The sequence below is a fragment of the Streptomyces sp. NPDC001108 genome, from assembly GCF_053598535.1.
This window is the reverse complement of record NZ_JBSFKL010000015.1, coordinates 138134-156646: the sequence shown is the minus strand read 5'-3', so window position 1 is coordinate 156646 and position 18513 is coordinate 138134. Positions and strand designations below refer to the sequence as shown.

At 74.7% G+C, this 18513-nt stretch carries 13 protein-coding genes; 4 read left to right on the top strand and 9 right to left on the bottom strand.

The window, feature by feature from the left end:
* Positions 1–2 precede the first annotated feature (2 nt).
* Positions 3–1199, top strand: a complete 1197-nt coding sequence (locus ACWC97_RS27970) for a lipid-transfer protein (RefSeq protein ID WP_352277821.1) — start codon at positions 3–5, stop codon at positions 1197–1199.
* Positions 1200–1210: 11 nt separating this feature from the next.
* Here ACWC97_RS27970 and ACWC97_RS27965 read toward each other — a convergent pair whose 3' ends face one another.
* The 8 genes from ACWC97_RS27965 to ACWC97_RS27930 all read right to left on the bottom strand — a co-directional run bounded on the left by ACWC97_RS27965 (position 1211) and on the right by ACWC97_RS27930 (position 13262).
* On the bottom strand, positions 1211–4573 hold the full coding sequence (locus ACWC97_RS27965) for an SAV_2336 N-terminal domain-related protein (RefSeq protein WP_450652247.1): 3363 nt from the start codon (positions 4571–4573) through the stop codon (positions 1211–1213).
* Positions 4570–5556 (bottom strand): AAA family ATPase, encoded by a 987-nt coding sequence (locus ACWC97_RS27960; protein WP_385204790.1) that lies wholly within the window; start codon positions 5554–5556, stop codon positions 4570–4572. The genes ACWC97_RS27965 and ACWC97_RS27960 overlap by 4 nt, the downstream gene beginning before the upstream one ends.
* Positions 5553–7736: a VMAP-C domain-containing protein gene (locus tag ACWC97_RS27955; protein ID WP_450652244.1), complete on the bottom strand. Its 2184-nt coding sequence runs from the start codon at positions 7734–7736 to the stop codon at positions 5553–5555. The genes ACWC97_RS27960 and ACWC97_RS27955 overlap by 4 nt, the downstream gene beginning before the upstream one ends.
* 3 nt (positions 7737–7739) lie before the next feature.
* On the bottom strand, positions 7740–8159 hold the full coding sequence (locus ACWC97_RS27950) for a CU044_2847 family protein (protein WP_385204796.1): 420 nt from the start codon (positions 8157–8159) through the stop codon (positions 7740–7742).
* Between the two features lie 104 nt (positions 8160–8263).
* Positions 8264–8896 (bottom strand): response regulator, encoded by a 633-nt coding sequence (locus tag ACWC97_RS27945; RefSeq protein WP_385205204.1) that lies wholly within the window; start codon positions 8894–8896, stop codon positions 8264–8266.
* A gap of 1419 nt (positions 8897–10315) precedes the next feature.
* A complete protein-coding gene (locus ACWC97_RS27940) occupies positions 10316–11554 on the bottom strand; it encodes a sensor histidine kinase (protein WP_450652242.1) in 1239 nt (412 codons plus the stop codon).
* A gap of 20 nt (positions 11555–11574) precedes the next feature.
* Positions 11575–12291 (bottom strand): ABC transporter permease, encoded by a 717-nt coding sequence (locus ACWC97_RS27935; RefSeq protein WP_352277776.1) that lies wholly within the window; start codon positions 12289–12291, stop codon positions 11575–11577.
* Positions 12291–13262, bottom strand: coding sequence for an ABC transporter ATP-binding protein (locus ACWC97_RS27930; protein ID WP_450652240.1), 972 nt, complete (start codon positions 13260–13262; stop codon positions 12291–12293). The genes ACWC97_RS27935 and ACWC97_RS27930 overlap by 1 nt, the downstream gene beginning before the upstream one ends.
* A gap of 344 nt (positions 13263–13606) precedes the next feature.
* On the opposite strand from ACWC97_RS27930, the gene ACWC97_RS27925 reads away from it, so the two are divergent.
* The 3 genes from ACWC97_RS27925 (at position 13607) to ACWC97_RS27915 (ending at position 16633) form a co-directional block, all read left to right on the top strand.
* A complete protein-coding gene (locus ACWC97_RS27925; protein WP_352277775.1) occupies positions 13607–14479 on the top strand; it encodes a MaoC/PaaZ C-terminal domain-containing protein in 873 nt (290 codons plus the stop codon).
* A 102-nt stretch (positions 14480–14581) separates the two neighbouring features.
* Positions 14582–15658 (top strand): Zn-dependent alcohol dehydrogenase, encoded by a 1077-nt coding sequence (locus tag ACWC97_RS27920; RefSeq protein WP_352277774.1) that lies wholly within the window; start codon positions 14582–14584, stop codon positions 15656–15658.
* A gap of 33 nt (positions 15659–15691) precedes the next feature.
* Complete coding sequence (locus tag ACWC97_RS27915; RefSeq protein WP_352277772.1) at positions 15692–16633, top strand: 3-oxoacyl-ACP reductase; 942 nt, start codon at positions 15692–15694, stop codon at positions 16631–16633.
* Positions 16634–17104: 471 nt separating this feature from the next.
* Here the strand turns inward: ACWC97_RS27915 and ACWC97_RS27910 are convergent, their stop codons facing one another.
* Positions 17105–18322 carry a hypothetical protein gene (locus ACWC97_RS27910; RefSeq protein WP_352277769.1) on the bottom strand — a complete coding sequence of 406 codons (1218 nt, stop codon included), beginning with the start codon at positions 18320–18322 and terminating at the stop codon, positions 17105–17107.
* Positions 18323–18513: the final 191 nt, after the last annotated feature.

Below are 18513 nucleotides of genomic sequence, written 5' to 3'. Positions count from 1 at the left end.
TCATGAAGGCGTACGTCGTCGGCGTCGGCATGACGAAGTTCGAGAAGCCCGAGACCCGCGACTGGCAGTACTGGGACATGGTGAAGGAGGCCGGAACGGCGGCGCTCGCCGACGCCTCGCTCGACTACGAGCGGATCCAGCAGGCCGTCGTCGGCTACTGCTTCCAGCCCTCCACCGCCGGCCAGCGCGCCGTCTACGGACTCGGCCTGACCGGCATCCCCGTCTACAACGTCAACAACAACTGCGCCACCGGCTCCACCGCCCTGATGACGGCCCGCCAGTTCGTCGAGGGCGGCGGCAGCGACTGCGTCCTCGCGCTCGGCTTCGAGAAGATGACGCGCGGCCCGCTCGGCGGCGGGGGCGCGGGCGGCGCGGCCGCCGACTTCGCGACCTCGCCGGTCGCCCGCCACTACGGGATCATGGCCGCCGCCCACGGCTTCGAGGCGGGCCCGCCCACCGCCCAGATCTTCGGCAACGCGGCCCGCGAGCACATGGAGCGGTACGGGACAACCGAGGCGCAGCTCGCCGCCGTCGGCGCCAAGAACCACCGGCACTCGGTGAACAACCCGTACGCCCAGTTCCAGGACCCGTACACGGTCGAGGAGGTCCTGGCCGCGAAACCCGTCCACCGCCCGCTCACCAAGCTCCAGTGCTCACCCACCTCGGACGGCGCGGCCGCCGCCGTCGTCGTCTCGGAACGCTTCGTCGAACGCCACGGCCTCGGCGACCGGGCGGTGGAGATCGCCGCCCAGGCCATGACCACCGACACCGGCGACTCCTTCGCCTCGGGCACCTGCATCGACGTGGTGGGCCCGGCGATGTCGCGGGCCGCCGCCCGCCAGGTGTACGAGACCGCCGGGGTCTCGGCCGCCGACCTGGACGTCATCGAGCTCCACGACTGCTTCTCCATCAACGAACTCCTCACCTACGAGGCGCTCGGCCTCTGCGGCGAGGGGGAGTCCGGGAAGCTCGTCGAGTCGGGCGCCACCACCTACGGCGGCAGCTGGGTGGTCAACCCGTCCGGCGGGCTGATCTCCAAGGGCCACCCGCTCGGCGCCACCGGCATCGCCCAGGTCGCGGAGGTCACCTGGCAGCTGCGCGGCGAGGCGGGCGACCGCCAGGTGCACGGCGCCCGCACCGGACTGACCCACAACATCGGCCTCGGCGGCGCCGCCGTGGTGACCCTGCTGCGCCGCTGAACCCCGCCCCGTCACGCGGGCGGCAGCACCAGCTCCGCGAGGTCCAGGAACGCCTCCGTGGTGGCGGTCCGCAGCCGGCCGAGGTCACAGTCCGGGGAGCGGAGCACCGGGTCGTAGGGGATGCGGACCAGCCGGTCCGGGGCCACCCCCAGCCGTTCGGCCGTCCCGTGGGGAAGCTGCCCCCGGTGGCCGTCGACATCGGTGACCACCACGAGCGCCCGGTCCGCCAGGTGCGCGTGCCTCGTCCCCCGCAGCCGCGCGAGCAGCCGCACCGTCTCCCCGACGGATGCCTCGGCGGTGCTGCCGCAGACGAGCAACTCGTCGGTGTGGTCCAGGAGAACGTCCGCCGATCCGCTCAGCCCCAGCGGAGCCCAGTCGCTCAGCACGAAGGAGTAGTACGGGGCGAGCAGCCCCAGGACGGCGACGTAGTCGTGGTCGTGCGTGGGGCTCGGGCTGAAGTGGCCCGGCGGATGCGCGACCACCTCCAGCCCCGGGTCCAGCCGGGCCGTCCGGGCGCTGATCTCCTCGTACGGGGACGACGGCGCCAGCGCGGCGAGCCCGCGCGGGACGGGCCGCGCCCCGGGCGGGAGGAAGGCGGCCAGCGCCCCGGAGTCCCCGGCGGCGTCCATGGCCAGGACCGGTTCGCTCCGCACCGCCGCCAGCAACCGTCCGAGCACCATCGTGGTCGTGGCCCGCCCGCTGTAGCGGTGCGCGCCGATCAGCGCCAGCCGCCTGCCGTACGTCATCGGCGCCCGCAACCGGGCCAGTCGCTCCAGCGCCCTGCGCCGGGCCGCCCCGAACCGGGCGACGCGCAGCCCGGCCGCCTCGTCCCCCGGGGTGTCGGGCAGCGGCGGCGGGGTCAGCGGAACGGGTGCCTCCCGCCGCGCCGGGACCGCCCGCCGGGCGGGGGCCGGAAGTCCCGTCCCCGAGGCCGGATCCCGGTACTGGGCGCGGGCCCGGGCGACGTACTTGCCGAGCACCTCCCCGACCTCGCCCGCCGTGGGCCGCCTCGCCGGGTCCGGGTCGAGACAGCGCAGCACCAGCAGCCGCAGCTCCGTCCAGGTGTCGCCCTGCCACAGGTGCATCCCCTCCGGCATGCCCGGCAGGCGCGCACCGGGCTTGCTGCTGATGAGCTGGAGCAGCTCCCCGAGCGCGTACATGTTGTCCTCGCGGGTCGGCACCGGCCCCGGACCCGCGTACTCCCCGTCCACCGCGCAGTCCGACAGATCGGCCAGCACCACCGAACGGCGCAGCACGAAGACGCTGTCGGCGCCCAGGGATGCCGGGACCAGCCCGTTGACATGGCAGAGCGCCACCGCGTTCGCGAGGTAGAACGCCACGATGAGCCCGCGCAGCGTGTCGAAGGGCGCGACCCCGTCGGTGAGCGCCCGGTTGAGGACGTCCTCCAGCCGCAGCGGCTCCGTCCCCGGGGCGTCCGCGTCCGCGACCGTGGTCATCGCCAGCCAGGGCGCGGAGTCCTGCTCACCGGTGGCGAGCAGGGCGGGCGCGTACTGCCCTCGGAGCCGGGACAGGGCCTCCGCCTCCACCTCGACCAGCCACCGGTGGACCGGAGGCACCCCCGGATGCGTCATGCGCAGCGCCGCCTCGCCGCCCCGGGCGTCGAACCCCCGGTAGACCACGGTGCGATGGCCCCGGCGCCGCCCGCGCAGGGTGTACGCGCCGAGCCGGCGCGGGTCCTCCGGCCGCAGCGGCCGCCAGCCGTCCGCCTCCTCCGGCTCCGCGTCCGGACCGGGCCCCGGACCGGACGGGCCGCCACCCGACGACACCCCGAACCGGGACAGCAGCCGCCGCTCCACACTGGTGAACGGCAGCTGCGCGTCCAGGAGTTCGGCCGGACCCTCCGGGTGCGACAGCCAGGCCGGGAAGTCCGGCGAACGCCCCGCCAGCTCGTCGAGCCGGAGCCCGATCCGCCGGCTCGTCCGCAACAGCTCCGCCGGCGGTACCGCGTCCAGCAGGACGGTCCTGGTCTCGTCGGAGAAGTCGAAGATCCGGTGCTTCGCGGGCACCGGACCCGGCACCGGCGCCCGACGCGGCTGCATCAGCCCGCCCAGGAACACCTCCGCCAGATGCGCGGTACTGGCCCGCCACGGCACCGCGCCCCGCACCAGCCGCATCACCGGCACCGACAGCGGCGCCACCGCCGCCAGATGCGCCGCCAGCCGGTACGCCTCCGGGGTCGCCGCGTCCCGGAAGTGCTGGGCGCCGCCCGAACCCCGGGGCGGCACGTCCGGCGCCGCGTACGCGTCCGGCCGGACCAGCAACGGCAGCTCCACCGTCGCCCCCGGCGAGGCCAGCAGCCGCGCCCAGTCGTGCAACGCGGCCGGCTCCGGCGCCAGCACCGGCACCGGGACCCCCTCGAAGGCGGCGATCTCCGGCGGCAGCACCGGGTCGACGATCCGCCAGGACGCGTTGGCCCCGCCGATCCGCCGGGTGGTCGCCCGCCAGCGCTCGGCGGAGATCCCCGACGCCTCCCACATCTCCGGCGGCAGCGTGTGCACCACCGCGACCGGGCCCCGCGCCGCCCGCCGGGCGAGCAGACCGTGCATCGCACCGGACCGCCAGGCCGCCCCCATCCCGTCGCTCACCACCAGCAGCAGCGTCCGGCCCGAGGCGTCGTTCACCGCGCTCGGCGCCAGCTCCGGGCCGTCGGCACGGAACGGCCGGGCATGCAGCCGGGGCCGCACGCCCCCCGCGTCCAGCCCCAGCACCCGGATGGTCCGGAACGCGCCCAGCCGCTCCAGCAGGGCCCGCAGCTCCGCCCCGAGCCGGTGCCACAACAGCATGGACAGCCCGTCGTCGACGAGCAGCACCAGATCCAGCCAGCGCTCCCGCACCGGCCGCTGCACCACATCGGCCAGCCCCGTCCGGGCGAACTCGGTGGCCGTCAGCTCCTCGTCGACCTCCAGCCGGTGCAGGCTCTCCCGGCGGCGGCGCAGCGGCCGCAGCGCCCGGCCGAGCGCCAACTCGTCGGCGAGCGCCTTCTCCTCGGGAACCCGGACCGGCATGGCGCGGCGTCCGTCCCCGGCGGGGCGGTGACGGACGGGCTCCGGCGCCGGGGACCGCCGCGCCGCCGCGTACAGCGACGGGGCGGTCAGATCGGGCAGGTCGTCGTCGGGCCCCGGCTTCGGCGAGGGCCCCGGTGCCTCCCGTACCCCCTCCGCCCCGGCGTCCGGCCCGGCGGCGGGCGGGGCCGGCTCGGGCCGCTCCCGGCGCAGCGGGGCACCGGGCCCCGCGGGCAGGCTCCGCGCCAGCCACAGCACGTCCAGCAACTGGTCCGCGTCCAGCTCGTGCCCGCAGGCCGACAGCACCCGCAACGCCTCGGCCAGCCGCGCCCCGTCGCCGGACACGGTCACATCGCCCCGGTGAGCTGGTGGAGCACGGCGTCCAGCAGCCCCTCCGCGTCCAGGTCGACGCCGCCGGTCCGCAGGAACACCGCGTTGAGCAACTGGTCGGTGGCCAGCTCCCCGGGGGCGCGGCGGCGCAGGAACGCCTCGACGAGGTCGTCGGCCGCCCGCAGCGCCTCCTCCCCGAGATGGGCCGCCACGATGGACCGCAGCCGCTCCTCGTCGGGCACCGGCAGGTCCAGCCGGACACAGCGGCGCAGGAACGCGGGCGGGAAGTCGCGCTCACCGTTGCTGGTGATGACGACGACCGGGAACTCGGAGCACCGCACGACACCCTGGTGCACCACGACGGTCCCCCGGTGGTCCAGGGTCCGCACCTCCACGTCGGCCATGTCCTCCGGGAGCCGGGTCAGCTCCGGGATGTCGAAGACCCCGTCCTCGAAGACCGTCAGCAGGTCGTTGGGGAGATCGACGTCGCCCTTGTCCATCTCGTCGACGAGCAGCGCCCTCGGGGTCGCCGACGGCACCAGGGCGGTCCCGAGCGGGCCGAGCCGCACGAACGTGCCGATCGACGGCTCCGTCTCGCCCCGATCCCGGCTGAGCGTCGTCTCGCGCAGCCGCCCGATCGCGTCGTACTGGTAGAGCGCGTCCTTCACCGTGGAGCGGCTGTTGACCGGCCAGCGCAGCAGCTCGCCCAGGCGCAGCTCCCGGGCGACGGCGTGGGCGAGCGACGACTTCCCGGTCCCCGCCGGGCCGGTGACCAGCAGCGGACGGCGCAGCAGCAGCGCCGCGTTCACGATGTCCGCGTGGCCCGGCTCGATCACGTACGGCATGCCGGGGCGGTCCGGCCGCTCCGGGGTGAAGCGGCGCCACGGCGGGGCCGGGGGCAGGGCCACGTCCCGGGGCTCGCCGTCACCGTGGAAGAGGCGCCAGTCGGTCGCGGGAGCGGCAGGGGTACCGGGGGCTCCGGACGCTCCGGCAGCGGAAGTCATGCGCTCTCCTGTGGTTCGGTCAGATGGAGCCGGGGGACGGTGCGGTCGGCGTCGGCCCAGGCGAGGACCGGGCGGCCGGGGAAGTCGGGCGGCCGGGCGTGGGCGTTCGCCCGGTAGTCGCGTACCCCGTCGGGCAGTTCGGGGGTGGCGACGTCCGCCATGTGCCGGACGAGGTGGGACGCGCCGTCCTGGCCCCGGTCCCACACCACCACGGGGACCCCCAGCACGAGACAGGTCTGCACGATGCCGTCCCGGGGGCCGGGCGGCACGTCCACACAGACGCGCACCGTGTCCAGTTGGTTGACCAGCATCGGGTACAGGGACCCCGGGGCCACGGCGTCGGAGACGACCAGCGTCTTCCCCGAGTCGAGCCGACGCCACCGGCCGCGCCAGTGCGAGTCGAACCGCCGGTGCTTGCGCACGAGTTCGGGACAGTGCACGACCAGGGGGAACTCCACCCCGAGGACCCCGGGAACGATCTCGTCGGCGTCGTACGCCGTCCACTCGTCGACCGGCAGGTTCAGGCTCGCCCGGTCGACGAGCACCTCCACCAGCGGCGCCCGCTCGTCGTCGGCCGCCGGGGTCAGCGAGTCCAGGACCCGCAGCACCTCCCGCGCCCCGTCCGAGGCCGAGTACGCCGTCAGACTGTCCGTGGAGACCTGCCGCAGGCCCGCACCCTCGTCGCACCAGATCCGCAGCCGGTGCAGCCCCCGCTCGGCCCGCGTCACCTGGACCAGCACCCGGGTCCGCGCGGTCCGGCCGCGCACCGAACGCCCCCACGCCTGGGAGTCCGTCCGGCGCTCGCCCAGCGCCGCCCGCGAGATGCCCAGCCGCTGGGCGACCCCGTCGGCCCACAGCCGCTGCTCGGCCCGTTTCCCCGACGAGGACAGCGCGCCGACGTACTCCATGACCCGCAGCAGGGCCGGGACGCGGCGCTCCCCGCCCGCCGCCTGGCCGTCCCCCGGCAGCGCCTCCAGCCGGTCCAGGAGCAGGTCGAGGGGTTCCTCGCCGGGGGCGGCCGGTACGTGGGGCAGCGCGGCGCGCACGGCCTCCGGGATCCGGGCCAGCACCGCCCGGTCGAGGTCCCGCAGCAGCCGGCGCAGGGCCGCGTACTCCGCCGGGGACAGCAGCCGGGGCGTGCCGCTGAGCGAACCGGCGGCCAGCACCCGGTCGGCCCAGGCCGGGCTGTCACGCCGCAGCATGCCCGAGAAGGCGGCCAGGGCCCGCGGGTGGGTGAGCAGGAACCGGGCGAACTCCGCGTGCGTCGGCGGGGTGACGGAGCTGCCCTCCCCGACCCCGCACTGCCGGGCCAGCCGGGCGGCGGCCGTCGAGCGCTCGGTCGACGAGTACAGGATCTCCTCGACGGCCTCCTCCAGGAGGATCAGCGCCGGGTCCCCGGGATCGAGCCCGCCGTCCTCGTCCCGCTCCAGCTCCTGCGGGAGGCCGCCCACCGCGGCCAGCTCGTCCCTGACCCGCTGCCAGGGGACCGCCCAGCTACGCCGGACGAGCTGCTGCGGGCTGTACGCGAGGGGCTCCCCGGTGGCGGCGGACCGGGGCGGCAGGAAGTGCGCCACGACCAGGCCGACGACCGCCCCTTCCCCGGGGCACCAGACGGGGCCGCCGCTGTACCCGGGGCCGACCGCCATGCCGGTGGCCTCGCCGTCGAGATAGCCGAGCGCGGGGTCGAGGTGGCCGAGCGGGGCGTGGAGCGCGGCGACGGTGAGCCGGGCCAGGGTGGACGGGTGCCCGCCGCCGTGCCAGGCGTGCACCGGCTGACCGGCCGCCATGTCGGCCCGCCCGGGGACGGCGGGCAGCACCTCCCGCCCGGCCGGCTCGTCGATCCGCAGCACGGCCAGGTCGCCCAGCCACTCCTGGTCGGTCTCCCGGACCGGGCCGCCGCCGGGGGAACGCGGGGCGACCCAGTGGAGCAGCCGCGCCGAGCAGGACGTGACGGCGGCGCCCCGCACCTCGACCCGGATCGCCTCCCGCCGAGGCGTCCGGGGATCGAGCAGGGGCCGTCCCAACGCCTCGTTCACGACATGGGCGCAGGTCAGGACCGTATCGGGGCCGAGCGCGAATCCCGCGCCCGCGACCCGGCCGTCCCCACCCCGGCGCACCGTGACGACGAGCCGGGACGGCTCCTCGACCGGGGCGGCGCCGCTGAGCCCGAACCACCCCATGCGCTACTCGGCGGCCGGTCCGGCGTCGGCACCCCGGGCCGGGACCGGGTTCCAGCCGGCGGTGACCGTGAGATGGGCCTGCCCGCTGCCACCGACGATCCCCAGCTTGAGGTCCTGCCCGATCTGGACGCCGAACGTGACGCTCAGCTCGGTGGGCGGGTTCGGCGAGGCCACCGCGGCGTCGTGCACCTCCTGGAGCAGCGGGCCGACCGGCTTGAGCGCGCCGCGCAGGGCCCCGATCGCCAGGCTGGCCACGGCCCGGCCGCCCCCGGAGGCCACCGGTACCGCCCGCCCCATCCCTTCCGGCAGGTCCCCCTCGTCGTACGCGGGGGAGGGCGCGGACTCCGACGTTCCGGCGGCCGGCGCGAGCAGGAAGCGGACGGGCGTGCCGTCGTCGAGTGCGAAGTCAGGTGTTGTGGACACGACCGCATTCTCACCGCGCGGGCGCCCGCCGCACGGACCGATGGCCAACTCGGTTACGTCATCGATACATTGACGCCGCCCGGCCGTTTCTCCCGGTCACCCACTCAGAGCCAGCCCTGCTGCCGCGCCGCCCGCACCGCCTCCATCCGGTTGCGGGTGCCGGTCTTGCCGATCGCCGCGGACAGGTAGTTGCGCACGGTGGACTCCGACAGATGCAGTTTCGCCGCGATGTCGGCGACCGTGGCACCGTCCACCGAGGCGTTCAGGGCGTCCCGCTCGCGGGCGGTGAGCGGGCTGGGCCCGGCACTGAGCGCGGCGGCCGCCAGCGCCGGATCGATCACCGTCTCCCCGGCCAGCACCCGCCGCACCGCCACCGCGAGCTCCTCGACCGGACCGTCCTTGACCAGGAAACCGGCCGCCCCGGCCTCCATCGCCCGGCGCAGATAGCCGGGGCGGCCGAAGGTGGTGAGGATCAGCACCCGGCAGTCCGGCACCTCCGCGCGCAACCGCGCGGCAGCGTCCAGCCCGCTGCACCCCGGCAGTTCGATGTCGAGCAGCGCCACGTCCGGCCGGACCCGCACCGCGGTCGGCACGATCTCGTCCCCGGACCCCACCTGCGCCACCACCTCGATGTCCGGCTCCAGCCCCAGCAGCAACGCGAGCGCGCCGCGCATCATCCCCTGGTCCTCGGCGAGGAGCACCCGGGTGAGCCGTGCCGGGCGGTGGTCCTGCGGCATCTCGTTCACGCGGGACAGATTAAGCGCTGCCCCGCCGTTCGGGGCCGTGTACGGCGCGGGCATCGCCGCCCGGCTCGTGGCCGGCGGGAGCGCCGTGGCCGAGCACATCGACAGCATCCTCGCCAAGCCCGGCCTCCCCGGGGCCGCCGCCGACCACCGCCGGGTGCCGGCCGGTCACCGACTCCGGCCCGGTGCTCGTTCTCAAGCTCTGCCTGTTCCAGAAGTGTGGGGAATTGATCGACATCCCTGCAGTAGTCGTGCATTCGTATCCAGTTCAACGACCCGGGCATTAAAGCGCCTCATGACGGCCTGAATGGGCGCCTCTGTTGCTGACCCATGGGAAATCCGCCCGCGGCCTGAGTCCGTGCCGGTCTTCATGCCGGAATGACGGTCAAAAACCCCTGGCGGCAGCTCTGGAGGCGGAGTGGGGAACATCGTTGGCTGCGGAAACGACCCTGCAAGATCCGGCTCCCACCGGCTTCCATCGGCCCTCTCGCCCCACCGCCGAACAGGAACGTGTCATGAGCCCTAAATATCACTTTTTTATCACTCTCTGGTGCGGTTACCTCATTGAGTAACGAGGAAATATTCACCATAAGCAGGGAAAGCGAAAAGCCACTTCATGGTTGGCTCTTTGACCATCTGTCCAAAGAGTGAACAGACCCGCTTTCCGTTCCCGTCAGCCGTCCTGCCTCTCGCGGGCGGGACGGCGCCCACCGGACGCATTCCGCAGGCGCGTAGAGCATCAGGAGGCGGCATGGCCGCGACGCCCACGTCCACCCCCACATCCCCAGACCGACCGATCCCCGCGCAGAGCGCCGGGGACGACCCACAACCGACCACCACGGAGGACCTCGACCCGATGTGCGATCCGCTTCCGCCCGAAGGGGAACCGGGGCCGCCCGGGCCGCAGGGACCGCCCGGACCGCAGGGGCCGGGCGGACGTCCGGGTTGCACCGGACCCGCGGGTCCCGCCGGGCCCGCGGGTCCGATGGGGCCCGCCGGGCCTATGGGCGCGACCGGGCCGAGGGGCCTGGTCGGCGAGCAGGGGCCCCGCGGTATCGAGGGCCCCGCGGGCCCCGAGGGCCCGAGCGGCCCGGCCGGTCCCGAAGGCGCCGTCGGGGCGAAGGGGGCCGAGGGGCAGCCCGGCGCGGACGGCAGGGACGGAAAGCCGGGGGTGAACGGCCTCCCGGGCGCCGATGGCCGCGAGGGCCCGGCCGGACCCCGAGGGCCGCAAGGGCTCCGGGGGGACCCCGGCCCCGAGGGGCAGGTGGGCCCACGGGGGCCCCGCGGGCCCAAGGGCGACCCCGGCGACCTGCCCAACCCCGAATACCTGCGCCAACTCGTCAGGGAGGCGCTCGCGGAAGCCGGGTTCTGCGGCCCGCCCTGAGAAGTCGTCTCTCCTTGTCCGTTCGTGACTCACTGGGTCCGGTCCGGCTCCGCCCAGCTCCCGCTCCGCTCCTCCCCGTCCGGCTCGGACCCGTCCGCGTCCGGCCCGTCCGCCGGGAGCTCCGCCGTCACCACGAAGCCGCGGCCCGGACGGGGGCCCGCGCGGAGGCTGCCGCCCGCCGCGGCCAGGCGTTCGGTGAGGCCGGTCAGGCCGGTGCCGCCGACGCCGGGGTCCGGTGGAACGTCCAGGCCGGGGCCGTCGTCCGTCACCGTCAGCCGGACCCGGCCGGCCGCGCCCTCCAGGACGAACGAGCAGCTCGTGGCGCGGGAGTGGCGTACGACGTTGGTGACGGCCTCCCGAACCACCCAGCCCAGCAGCGCCTCCGTCTGCGGGGCGAGCGGCGGCCCCGAGCGGCGGAGCACCGGCTCGATCCCGGCGGCGGTCAGTGCCGAGCGCGCCCGGTCCAGCTCGGTGGCGAGGCTGCCCTCCCGGTAGCCGGTGACCGCCTCCCGGATCTCGGTGAGCGCCTGACGGCCGACCGCCTCGATGTCGGACACCTGGGAGAGAGCCGCGTCCAGATCGCGCGGGGCGAGCCGGCGCGCGGCCTCCGACTTGACCACGATCACCGAGAGCGTGTGGCCCAGCAGATCGTGCAGGTCCCGGGAGAACCGCAGCCGCTCCTTCTCCACGGCCGTACGGGCCAGCTCCTGCCGGGTGGCGCGCAGTTCCATCACGGTCTCCGAGAGGGCCAGGATCGCGGAGGTCACCGCCCCGGAGATGAACGTGCCGTAGCCGATCGTCCACGGCTCCGAGACGCCGCGCCACACCGCCACCGCCGTGGCGACCAGGGCCAGCAGCAACAGCCCCGCCCCCAGTCGCCGGCCGCGCAGAACGGTCCCGCAGGCCAGCGAGAGCAGTGGGAAGAACAGCAGCCAGCTCCCGCCGTACCCGCCGGCCAGTGCCAGCGTGACGAGGCCCAGCGCGCCGAGCAGTGCGTACGACACCGGGCTCTCGCGCCGTCTCCGGTCGAAGCCCCGGAACACCACGGAGACGTAGAGGGAGTTGAAGGCGAGCAGCCCGAGGCCGCCGAGCCAGGGGTTGGGCGCTTCGCCCTGGAAGAGGTTGGAGAAGGCGCCGAGACCCAGCAGCAGCCAGGGCAGCAGCGTGAACGGACCGGGCGGACCGGGCCGCCGCCCCGCCTTCCCGCCCCGCCGCCACAGGCGCGGCCGCCGGTCCTCGCACGCCTCGTCCGTCCGGTTCCCGGTCATGACCGTCTCCCCCGATCCCGTCACACGGTCCTGGTCGACCGACGGTAGGAGACCACGGCGTACGCCCCGAAGCACAGCAGCCACCCGCAGAGCACCGCGACGGTTCCCACGCCGGGCGCATGGCCCTGGGTGGTCGCCCACCCCAGTTCGGCGAAACGGTTGGCGGGGGTGAAGCCGCCGATGGTGCCGAGCCACCCGGGCAGCGCCTCCCGCGGGAACCACAGCCCGCCGACGACCGCGAAGCCCATCAGGCAGGTCATGTTGACCACGCCGGTGCCCTGCGGGGTGAGCCGGTATCCGTTGCCGAGGCCGAGCATGGTGAAGGGCAGCGCCCCGACCCACAACAGCACCACCAGCGCACCCCACTGCCAGGCCGCCAGCCGCACCCCGTTGACCAGCGCGCCGGCCAGCAGCACCGCCAGGATCGTCGGCAGGACCGTCACCGAACCGCTGATCGCCCGGCCCACGACCGCCCGGCCGGGGGAGAGCGGGGTGACCCGCAACTGGTCCAGCCAGCCGAGCTGCCGGTCGGACGCCACCCCCGTACCGATCGACATCGCGGAGCCCAGCGCCCCGTACGCGGCCATGCCGACCATCGAAGAGACGCTCCAACTGCCGTTGTTGTCACCGATGTTGGTGAAGAGCAAGTACATCATCACCGGCATGCCGGTGCCGAAGACCAGGAAGAAGGAGTCGCGCAGGGTGCGGCGGACTTCGAGCACGGTGTAGCGGAACATCACACGGCCTCCCTCTCGGAGTCGGAGTCGGAATCGGTGGCGGTGGCCTCGCCCGCGGGCGAGGTGAGGGCGAGGAAGGCGTCCTCCAGAGTGGCCCGGGAGACCTGGAGGCCGCGGATCGCGTCCCGCCGGGCCAGCTCGCGGACCGTGGCGTCGGAGTCGTCGGTGCGCAGCAGCGCCCGGTCCCCGGACACCTCGACCGAGACCACGCCGGGCAGCCGCTCCAGCCCCGCCGTGCCTCCGCCCGCCAGGTCGAAGGAGACGAGGCTCGCGCCCGCCGAGCCCCGGAGCGCGTCGGCGGTGCCGTCCGCGACGATCCGGCCCCGGTCGATGACGACGATCCGGTCCGCGTGCCGGTCGGCCTCCTCCAGGTAGTGCGTGGAGAAGAGGACGGTGTTGCCGCGCCGGGCGTACGTCCGTATCGACTCCCACAGGACGCGGCGCGCCTCCACGTCCAGCGCGGCGGTCGGCTCGTCCAGCACGAGCAGCTCCGGGTTGCCCGCCAGCGCGACGGCGAAGCGGACGCGCTGGGTCTGGCCGCCGGAGAGCTTGTCGACCCGCCGGCCCGCGTACGCGGTCAGCCCGGCCAGTTCGAGCGCCTCGGCCACCGGCATCGGTGCCGGATACGTCGAGGCGACGAAGGCGACCAGCTCGCGGACGGTGACCTTCTGGATCGGCCGCCCGTCCTGGAGCATCGCGCCGATCAGCCCGTCGCGCACCGCCTGCTCGGCGCTGCGCCCCAGCACCCGCACCGTGCCGGAGTCCGGCCGGTCGAGGCCGAGCAACAGCCTGATGGTGGTGGACTTGCCCGCGCCGTTGCGCCCGAGCAGCGCCACCGTCTCGCCCCGGTCGACGGCGAGGGCGATCCCGTCCACCGCCCGCACCTCGGCCCCCGCGCGGCCGAACGTCCGCACCGCACCCGTGACGGCCAGTGCCGTCCCGTCCTCCGACTTCCCCGTTGTCCGTGTCATGGGGACGACGCTACGGAGTACGGGGGGCGGCCGGGCAGGGGCGTGCGTACGGAACCGGCGATGACAAATGTCATGGGCGGGGCCGCCAGCCTTGCCCGGCAAGTGACCTGACGTTCCGTCAGCAACGGTCTTCCCAACGACCGGGGGCTGCGTTATACATGGGTCCATCGGCTAGAACGCGTTCTAGGTCGTGTCCTGGAAGGGCGTCACGGCCGGTCCCGCGCGACCTCGGTGCGGCCGACGGTGCGGACGGCCGTGCCGAGGTCTTTCCGTCCGGGGCGCGCGCCCGGCACGACCCGGACGAAAGGCCCCCGGTCCTCCCACCGCCAAGGAGCAGCCCCGCCATGCCCATCGATGCCGAAAAGGCCCTCGCCGCCGAACCCCGTACCAGCCGGATCGGCTGGGACCACAAGGACGTCCAGCTCTACCACCTCGGGATCGGCGCCGGCTCCGACCCGGACCGGACCGACCCCGCCGTCGACCCCCGGGAGCTGCGCTACACCCTGGAGTCCCGGCTCCAGGTGCTGCCCTCCTTCGCCACCGTCGCGGGCGCCGGGATGGGCGGCTTCGGCGGCCTCGCCGCACCCGGTATCGACATCGACCTCGCCGCCGTCCTGCACGGCGGGCAGACCGTCCAGGTGCACCGGCCGATCCCGGTGCGCGGCAGCGCCGTACAGACCTCGAAGATCGCCGCGGTGTACGACAAGGGCAAGGCGGCCGTGATCGTGCTGCGCAGCGAGGCGGCCGACGACGAGGGCCCGCTGTGGACCAACGACTCCCAGATCTTCGTCCGGGGCGAGGGCGGCTTCGGCGGCGAGCGCGGCCCCTCCGAGCGCAGCCCCCGCCCCGCGACCGCCCCGGACCACGTCGTGGAGCGGCCCGTCCGCCCCGACCAGGCGCTGCTCTACCGGCTGTCGGGGGACTGGAACCCGCTCCACGCCGACCCCGAGTTCGCCGCGCTGGCCGGATTCGACCGGCCGATCCTGCACGGGCTCTGCACCTACGGGATCACACTCAAGGCCGTCACCGACACGCTCCTCGACGGCGACGCGTCCCGCGTCCGCTCCTACCGGACCCGGTTCGCCGGGATCTTCTTCCCGGGCGAGACCCTCCGCATCGAGATGTGGGACGCCGGGAACGAGGTGCGCGTGGAGGTGAGCGCCGTCGAGCGGGAGAACGCGCCGGTCCTCGCCGACACCTTCGTCGCGTACGCCTGACCCGGGCACGCCGAGCCCGGGCACGCCGAGCCCGGTGCCCGCGAGCCGGACCCCGAACCCGAACCCGAAGCCGAAGCCGCCCGAACCAGAGGGAGCCGCACCATGCGCGCAGCCGTACTGCACGAGATAGGCCAGGAGAAGCTGGAGGTCCTCGACGACGTCGAGGCGGTGGGTTTCGGCCCCGGCAAGGTCAGGCTCCGCATCAGGGCCACCGGACTCTGCCACTCCGACGTCTCCGCGATGAGCGGGGTGCTGCCGCAGCCCGCCCCGTTCATCCCCGGCCACGAGGGCGCCGGCGAGGTCCTGGACGTCGGCGACGGCGTCACCGGGCTGAGCGCCGGGGACCGGGTCCTGGTCTGCTGGCTGCCCGCCTGCGGGGCGTGCCCGTCCTGCAAGCGCGGCCAGACCCACCTCTGCCTGGCCGGCTTCATGAACGCGGGCACCCCCAACTTCAAGCGCTCGGGCGGTGACGTCTTCGGCTTCGCGGGCACCGGCACCTTCACCGAGGAGGTCGTCGTCGGCGCGGGCTGCGCGGTGCCGATCCCCGACGACGTACCGTTCGAGATCGCCGCGCTGATCGGCTGCGGGGTGACCACCGGGCTCGGCGCGGCGATCAACACCGCGCGGGTGGAGGCCGGTTCGTCGGTGGCCGTGATCGGCTGCGGCGGCGTCGGCATCTCCACGATCCAGGGGGCCCGGGTGCAGGGCGCCGCCCAGATCGTGGCCGTGGACCCGGTCGCCTCCCGGCGCGAGGCGGCGCTGCGGTTCGGCGCTACCGAGGCGGTCTCGCCCGAGGAGTTCACCGACGCCAAGCAGCGGATCACCGCGAACGAGGGCTTCGATTACGTCTTCGAGGTCGTCGGCAAGTCGGCCACCGCGCGCACCGCGTACGAGCACACCCGGCGCGGCGGCACCCTGTGCATCGTCGGCGCGGGGGCGCTGGACGACAACTTCCAGGTCAACATGTTCGAGCTGTTCTTCGACGAGAAGCGGATCCTGCCCTCCATGTACGGCGGCGGCGACGTGCTCCGCTCCTACGAACGGGCCATCGCGCTCTGGCGGTCCGGCCGGATCGACCTCGAATCGATGATCACCCACCGGGTCCGGCTGGACGGCGTCAACGACGCGCTCGACCAGATGCGGACCGGCGAGTCGCTGCGCACCTGCATCGAACTCTGACCCCCGTCCCCTTCCGAGAGGAACCCGGATCCGATGTCACTTCCCCTGGACGGACTGTCCGCGATCGTCACCGGCGCGGGCCGCGGCCTCGGCCGCGCCGAGGCGCTCGAACTGGCCCGGCTGGGCGCCGCCGTGGTCGTCAACGACTACGGGCAGCCGGGCCGCGACGGCTCCGGCGCGGCGTCCGCCACCCCCGCCGAGGAGGTCGCCGAGGAGATCCGGGCCGCGGGCGGCCGGGCGGTCGCGCACCTCGGCGACGTCGCCGACCACGAACAGGCCCGCGCCCTGGTCGACCTGGCCGTGGACACCTACGGAAAGCTCGACGTCCTGGTCAACAACGCGGGCATCCTGCGCGACCGGATGATCTTCTCGATGACCGAGGACGAGTGGGACTCCGTCATCCGGGTCCACCTCAAGGGCCACTTCAACACCACCCACTTCGCCGCCGCGCACTGGCGGGCCCGTTCGAAGGAGTCCGGCGGCCCGGTCCACGGCCGGATCGTCAACACCTCGTCGGAGGCGTTCCTGGCCGGTTCGGCGGGCCAGCCGAACTACGCGGCGGCCAAGGGCGGCATCGTCGGCCTCACCACCTCCACGGCCCTCGCCCTGGCCCGCTACGGGGTCACCGCCAACGTCATCTGCCCGCGCGCCCGCACCAGGATGACCGAGGACGTCTTCGCCGGCTTCCAGGAGCCGGAGGAGGGGCGGCTCGACGCGCTCGCCCCCGAGCACGTGGCCCCGCTCGTCGGCTACCTGGCCTCCCCGGCCGCGGCCAAGGTCAACGGGCAGCTGCTCGTGGTCCACGGAGGCATGGTCGCGATCGTCGAACGTCCCAGGGTCGCGGCGAAGTTCGACGCCGCGAAGGAGACCTTCAGCTACGACGAGCTGGACGAGCTGATCTCCCCGTACTACGCGGACCGCCCCCCGAACGAGACCTTCGCCGCGGCGGAGGTCCTCGGTCTCAAGCGGGGCTGAGCATCCCCGGGCGCCTTCGGAGCCGGCCGGTTCCGAAGGCACCCGGGGGCCGACCCGCCCGGGGCGGTCACGGGACCGGCCGCCCACGGGAACGGGGATGGGCCCCGGCGGCCAGACGGCTGCCGGGGCCCACCCGTTCCTTCCTGCTGCTGTCACCGCGCGGTCAGGCCGCGCGGTTGTCCCCCTCGGAGGGGCGGCGGTGGCGGCCGTGCGGCTGTGCCGACGCGTCGTCCCTCGACTCACCCCCTCGGTGCTTTCCGGAGCCGCCGGCTTCGGCCCGCTCCGCGTCCGCGAGACGCGGCTGGGTCGTGTCGGTTCGGGCTTCAGACATGTGGGAAGTTCACCCCGTTGCGATCGCTTGCGTGTGGTCACCTGGGCCGATCACGCCACACCGCGGCCCGGTGCGGTCGCCTGGACGACCGCGCGGGCACGGCTGCGCAGGGCCTCGTGCTGATCGGCCCGGCCCAGATTTTAACCGGGTAACACCCGCCCCGTGAGCGGCGCCTGGCCCAACGGCACCGGCCTGCACACGGGCAGCGGGACGGCCGCGGGCAGGGCCCCCGCACCGACCGCAGCGCCCCCGCCGCACGCCCCAGGACCCGGCGGGGCGTCGGGCCCGTCGTCCTCCGGGGCCCGGAGCAGCGCCACCCCGCAGGACGTGTCCCCGTCGGCGTACGGCAGTCTCAGCAGGCCGTCCCGGGTCCACACCCCGCGGCCGGACTGCCAGCCCCCGGGGGCCGCGAACGGGTGCAGCCGGCGCCCGGCCGGACGCCATACGCCGATCCAGCTCCCCGACGCCCCCTCGACCCGCAGCGCCACCGCGCAGCTCTCCGGCGTGAGCATCTGGCCCGGCTGCACGGCGAACGGGGTCACCGCCGCGTCGGGCAGGCGCAGGCACTCCGGGAAGCGCACCGGCAGACAACTGCCGAGCACCCCCCAGCCGAGCCGTTCGTGGCCCGGCGCGTCCGAGCGGATCAGCAGCAGCCCGCTGCCCGGATCGGCCAGCAGCAGCCGGTCGTTGCTCTCCGGCGCGATCTGGAGCAGCGGCGACACCTCGCCGCCCCGCTCCAGGTCCACCGCGACCGCCTTGACCGGGCCGCCGCCCGGCATCGCGCGGTCCAGGGCCAGCATCCGGCCCGCCCGGTCCAGCCAGACCCCGCCCGAGCACCGCCCCGGCACCCGCGCGACCTGCTCGGGTCCGGGGGTGCCGCCCGCCACCCGCCAGACGGACGTGCTGTGCGCGTCGGCCGAGAGGGCGTACGCGCACGTCCCGTCCGGCACCGGCGGCAGCAGGCGCAGCTCGGCGCGGGCGACGGTGCCCAGCAGCAGCTCGCCCGTCCCCGGGCCGGTCGGGTAGAGCAGCGACACCGTGTGCCGGTCCGCGACCCGGCGCCGGACCAGCACCCGGCCGTCGGCCAGCGGCAGCACCTCGGAGTCGGGCTCCTCCGGCTGGTCGAGGGGGAGCGGCACGGCGTAGGGCTCGGGCCCGTCGAGCGTCCACCGCTCCACGAACCAGGCCCCCTCCCCCGTACCGTCCGCCCCGTCGCCGCCGGACCCGCCCGCCGCGTCCGCGAGCGCCAGCCGGGCCGCGTACGAGCCGTCCGCGGCGATCGTGAACGCGGGTGCGGACGGCCGCCCCGCCGCTTCCGGGCCCGCCGAGGTCTCGTTCTCGGCGGCACAGAGAGTCATCGAATGCTCACCTCCGGCGACCGAAGGTAGTTATCGCACTTCCAGCCGAACAACGCGTGACTCGCCACTTCACCCATAAGGGTGGTGATGTCGGGATTTTCTTGAGGGGGAGGGGGTGGCTGTGCTGCACCCTGAGCGGGTCAGTAAGGTTAGGCACTCCTAAGCGTTATCTGTGTGATCTTCGACTGGAG

What these genes read in the sequence shown, in the direction of transcription:
- ACWC97_RS27970 (WP_352277821.1), top strand. Translation starts at nt 3, where the DNA reads ATGAAGGCGTACGTCGTCGGCGTCGGCATGACGAAGTTCGAGAAGCCC.
- ACWC97_RS27960 (WP_385204790.1), bottom strand. Translation starts at nt 5,556, where the DNA reads ATGACTTCCGCTGCCGGAGCGTCCGGAGCCCCCGGTACCCCTGCCGCT.
- ACWC97_RS27955 (WP_450652244.1), bottom strand. Translation starts at nt 7,736, where the DNA reads ATGGGGTGGTTCGGGCTCAGCGGCGCCGCCCCGGTCGAGGAGCCGTCC.
- ACWC97_RS27945 (WP_385205204.1), bottom strand. Translation starts at nt 8,896, where the DNA reads ATGCCGCAGGACCACCGCCCGGCACGGCTCACCCGGGTGCTCCTCGCC.
- ACWC97_RS27940 (WP_450652242.1), bottom strand. Translation starts at nt 11,554, where the DNA reads ATGACCGGGAACCGGACGGACGAGGCGTGCGAGGACCGGCGGCCGCGC.
- ACWC97_RS27935 (WP_352277776.1), bottom strand. Translation starts at nt 12,291, where the DNA reads ATGTTCCGCTACACCGTGCTCGAAGTCCGCCGCACCCTGCGCGACTCC.
- ACWC97_RS27930 (WP_450652240.1), bottom strand. Translation starts at nt 13,262, where the DNA reads ATGACACGGACAACGGGGAAGTCGGAGGACGGGACGGCACTGGCCGTC.
- ACWC97_RS27925 (WP_352277775.1), top strand. Translation starts at nt 13,607, where the DNA reads ATGCCCATCGATGCCGAAAAGGCCCTCGCCGCCGAACCCCGTACCAGC.
- ACWC97_RS27920 (WP_352277774.1), top strand. Translation starts at nt 14,582, where the DNA reads ATGCGCGCAGCCGTACTGCACGAGATAGGCCAGGAGAAGCTGGAGGTC.
- ACWC97_RS27915 (WP_352277772.1), top strand. Translation starts at nt 15,692, where the DNA reads ATGTCACTTCCCCTGGACGGACTGTCCGCGATCGTCACCGGCGCGGGC.
- ACWC97_RS27910 (WP_352277769.1), bottom strand. Translation starts at nt 18,322, where the DNA reads ATGACTCTCTGTGCCGCCGAGAACGAGACCTCGGCGGGCCCGGAAGCG.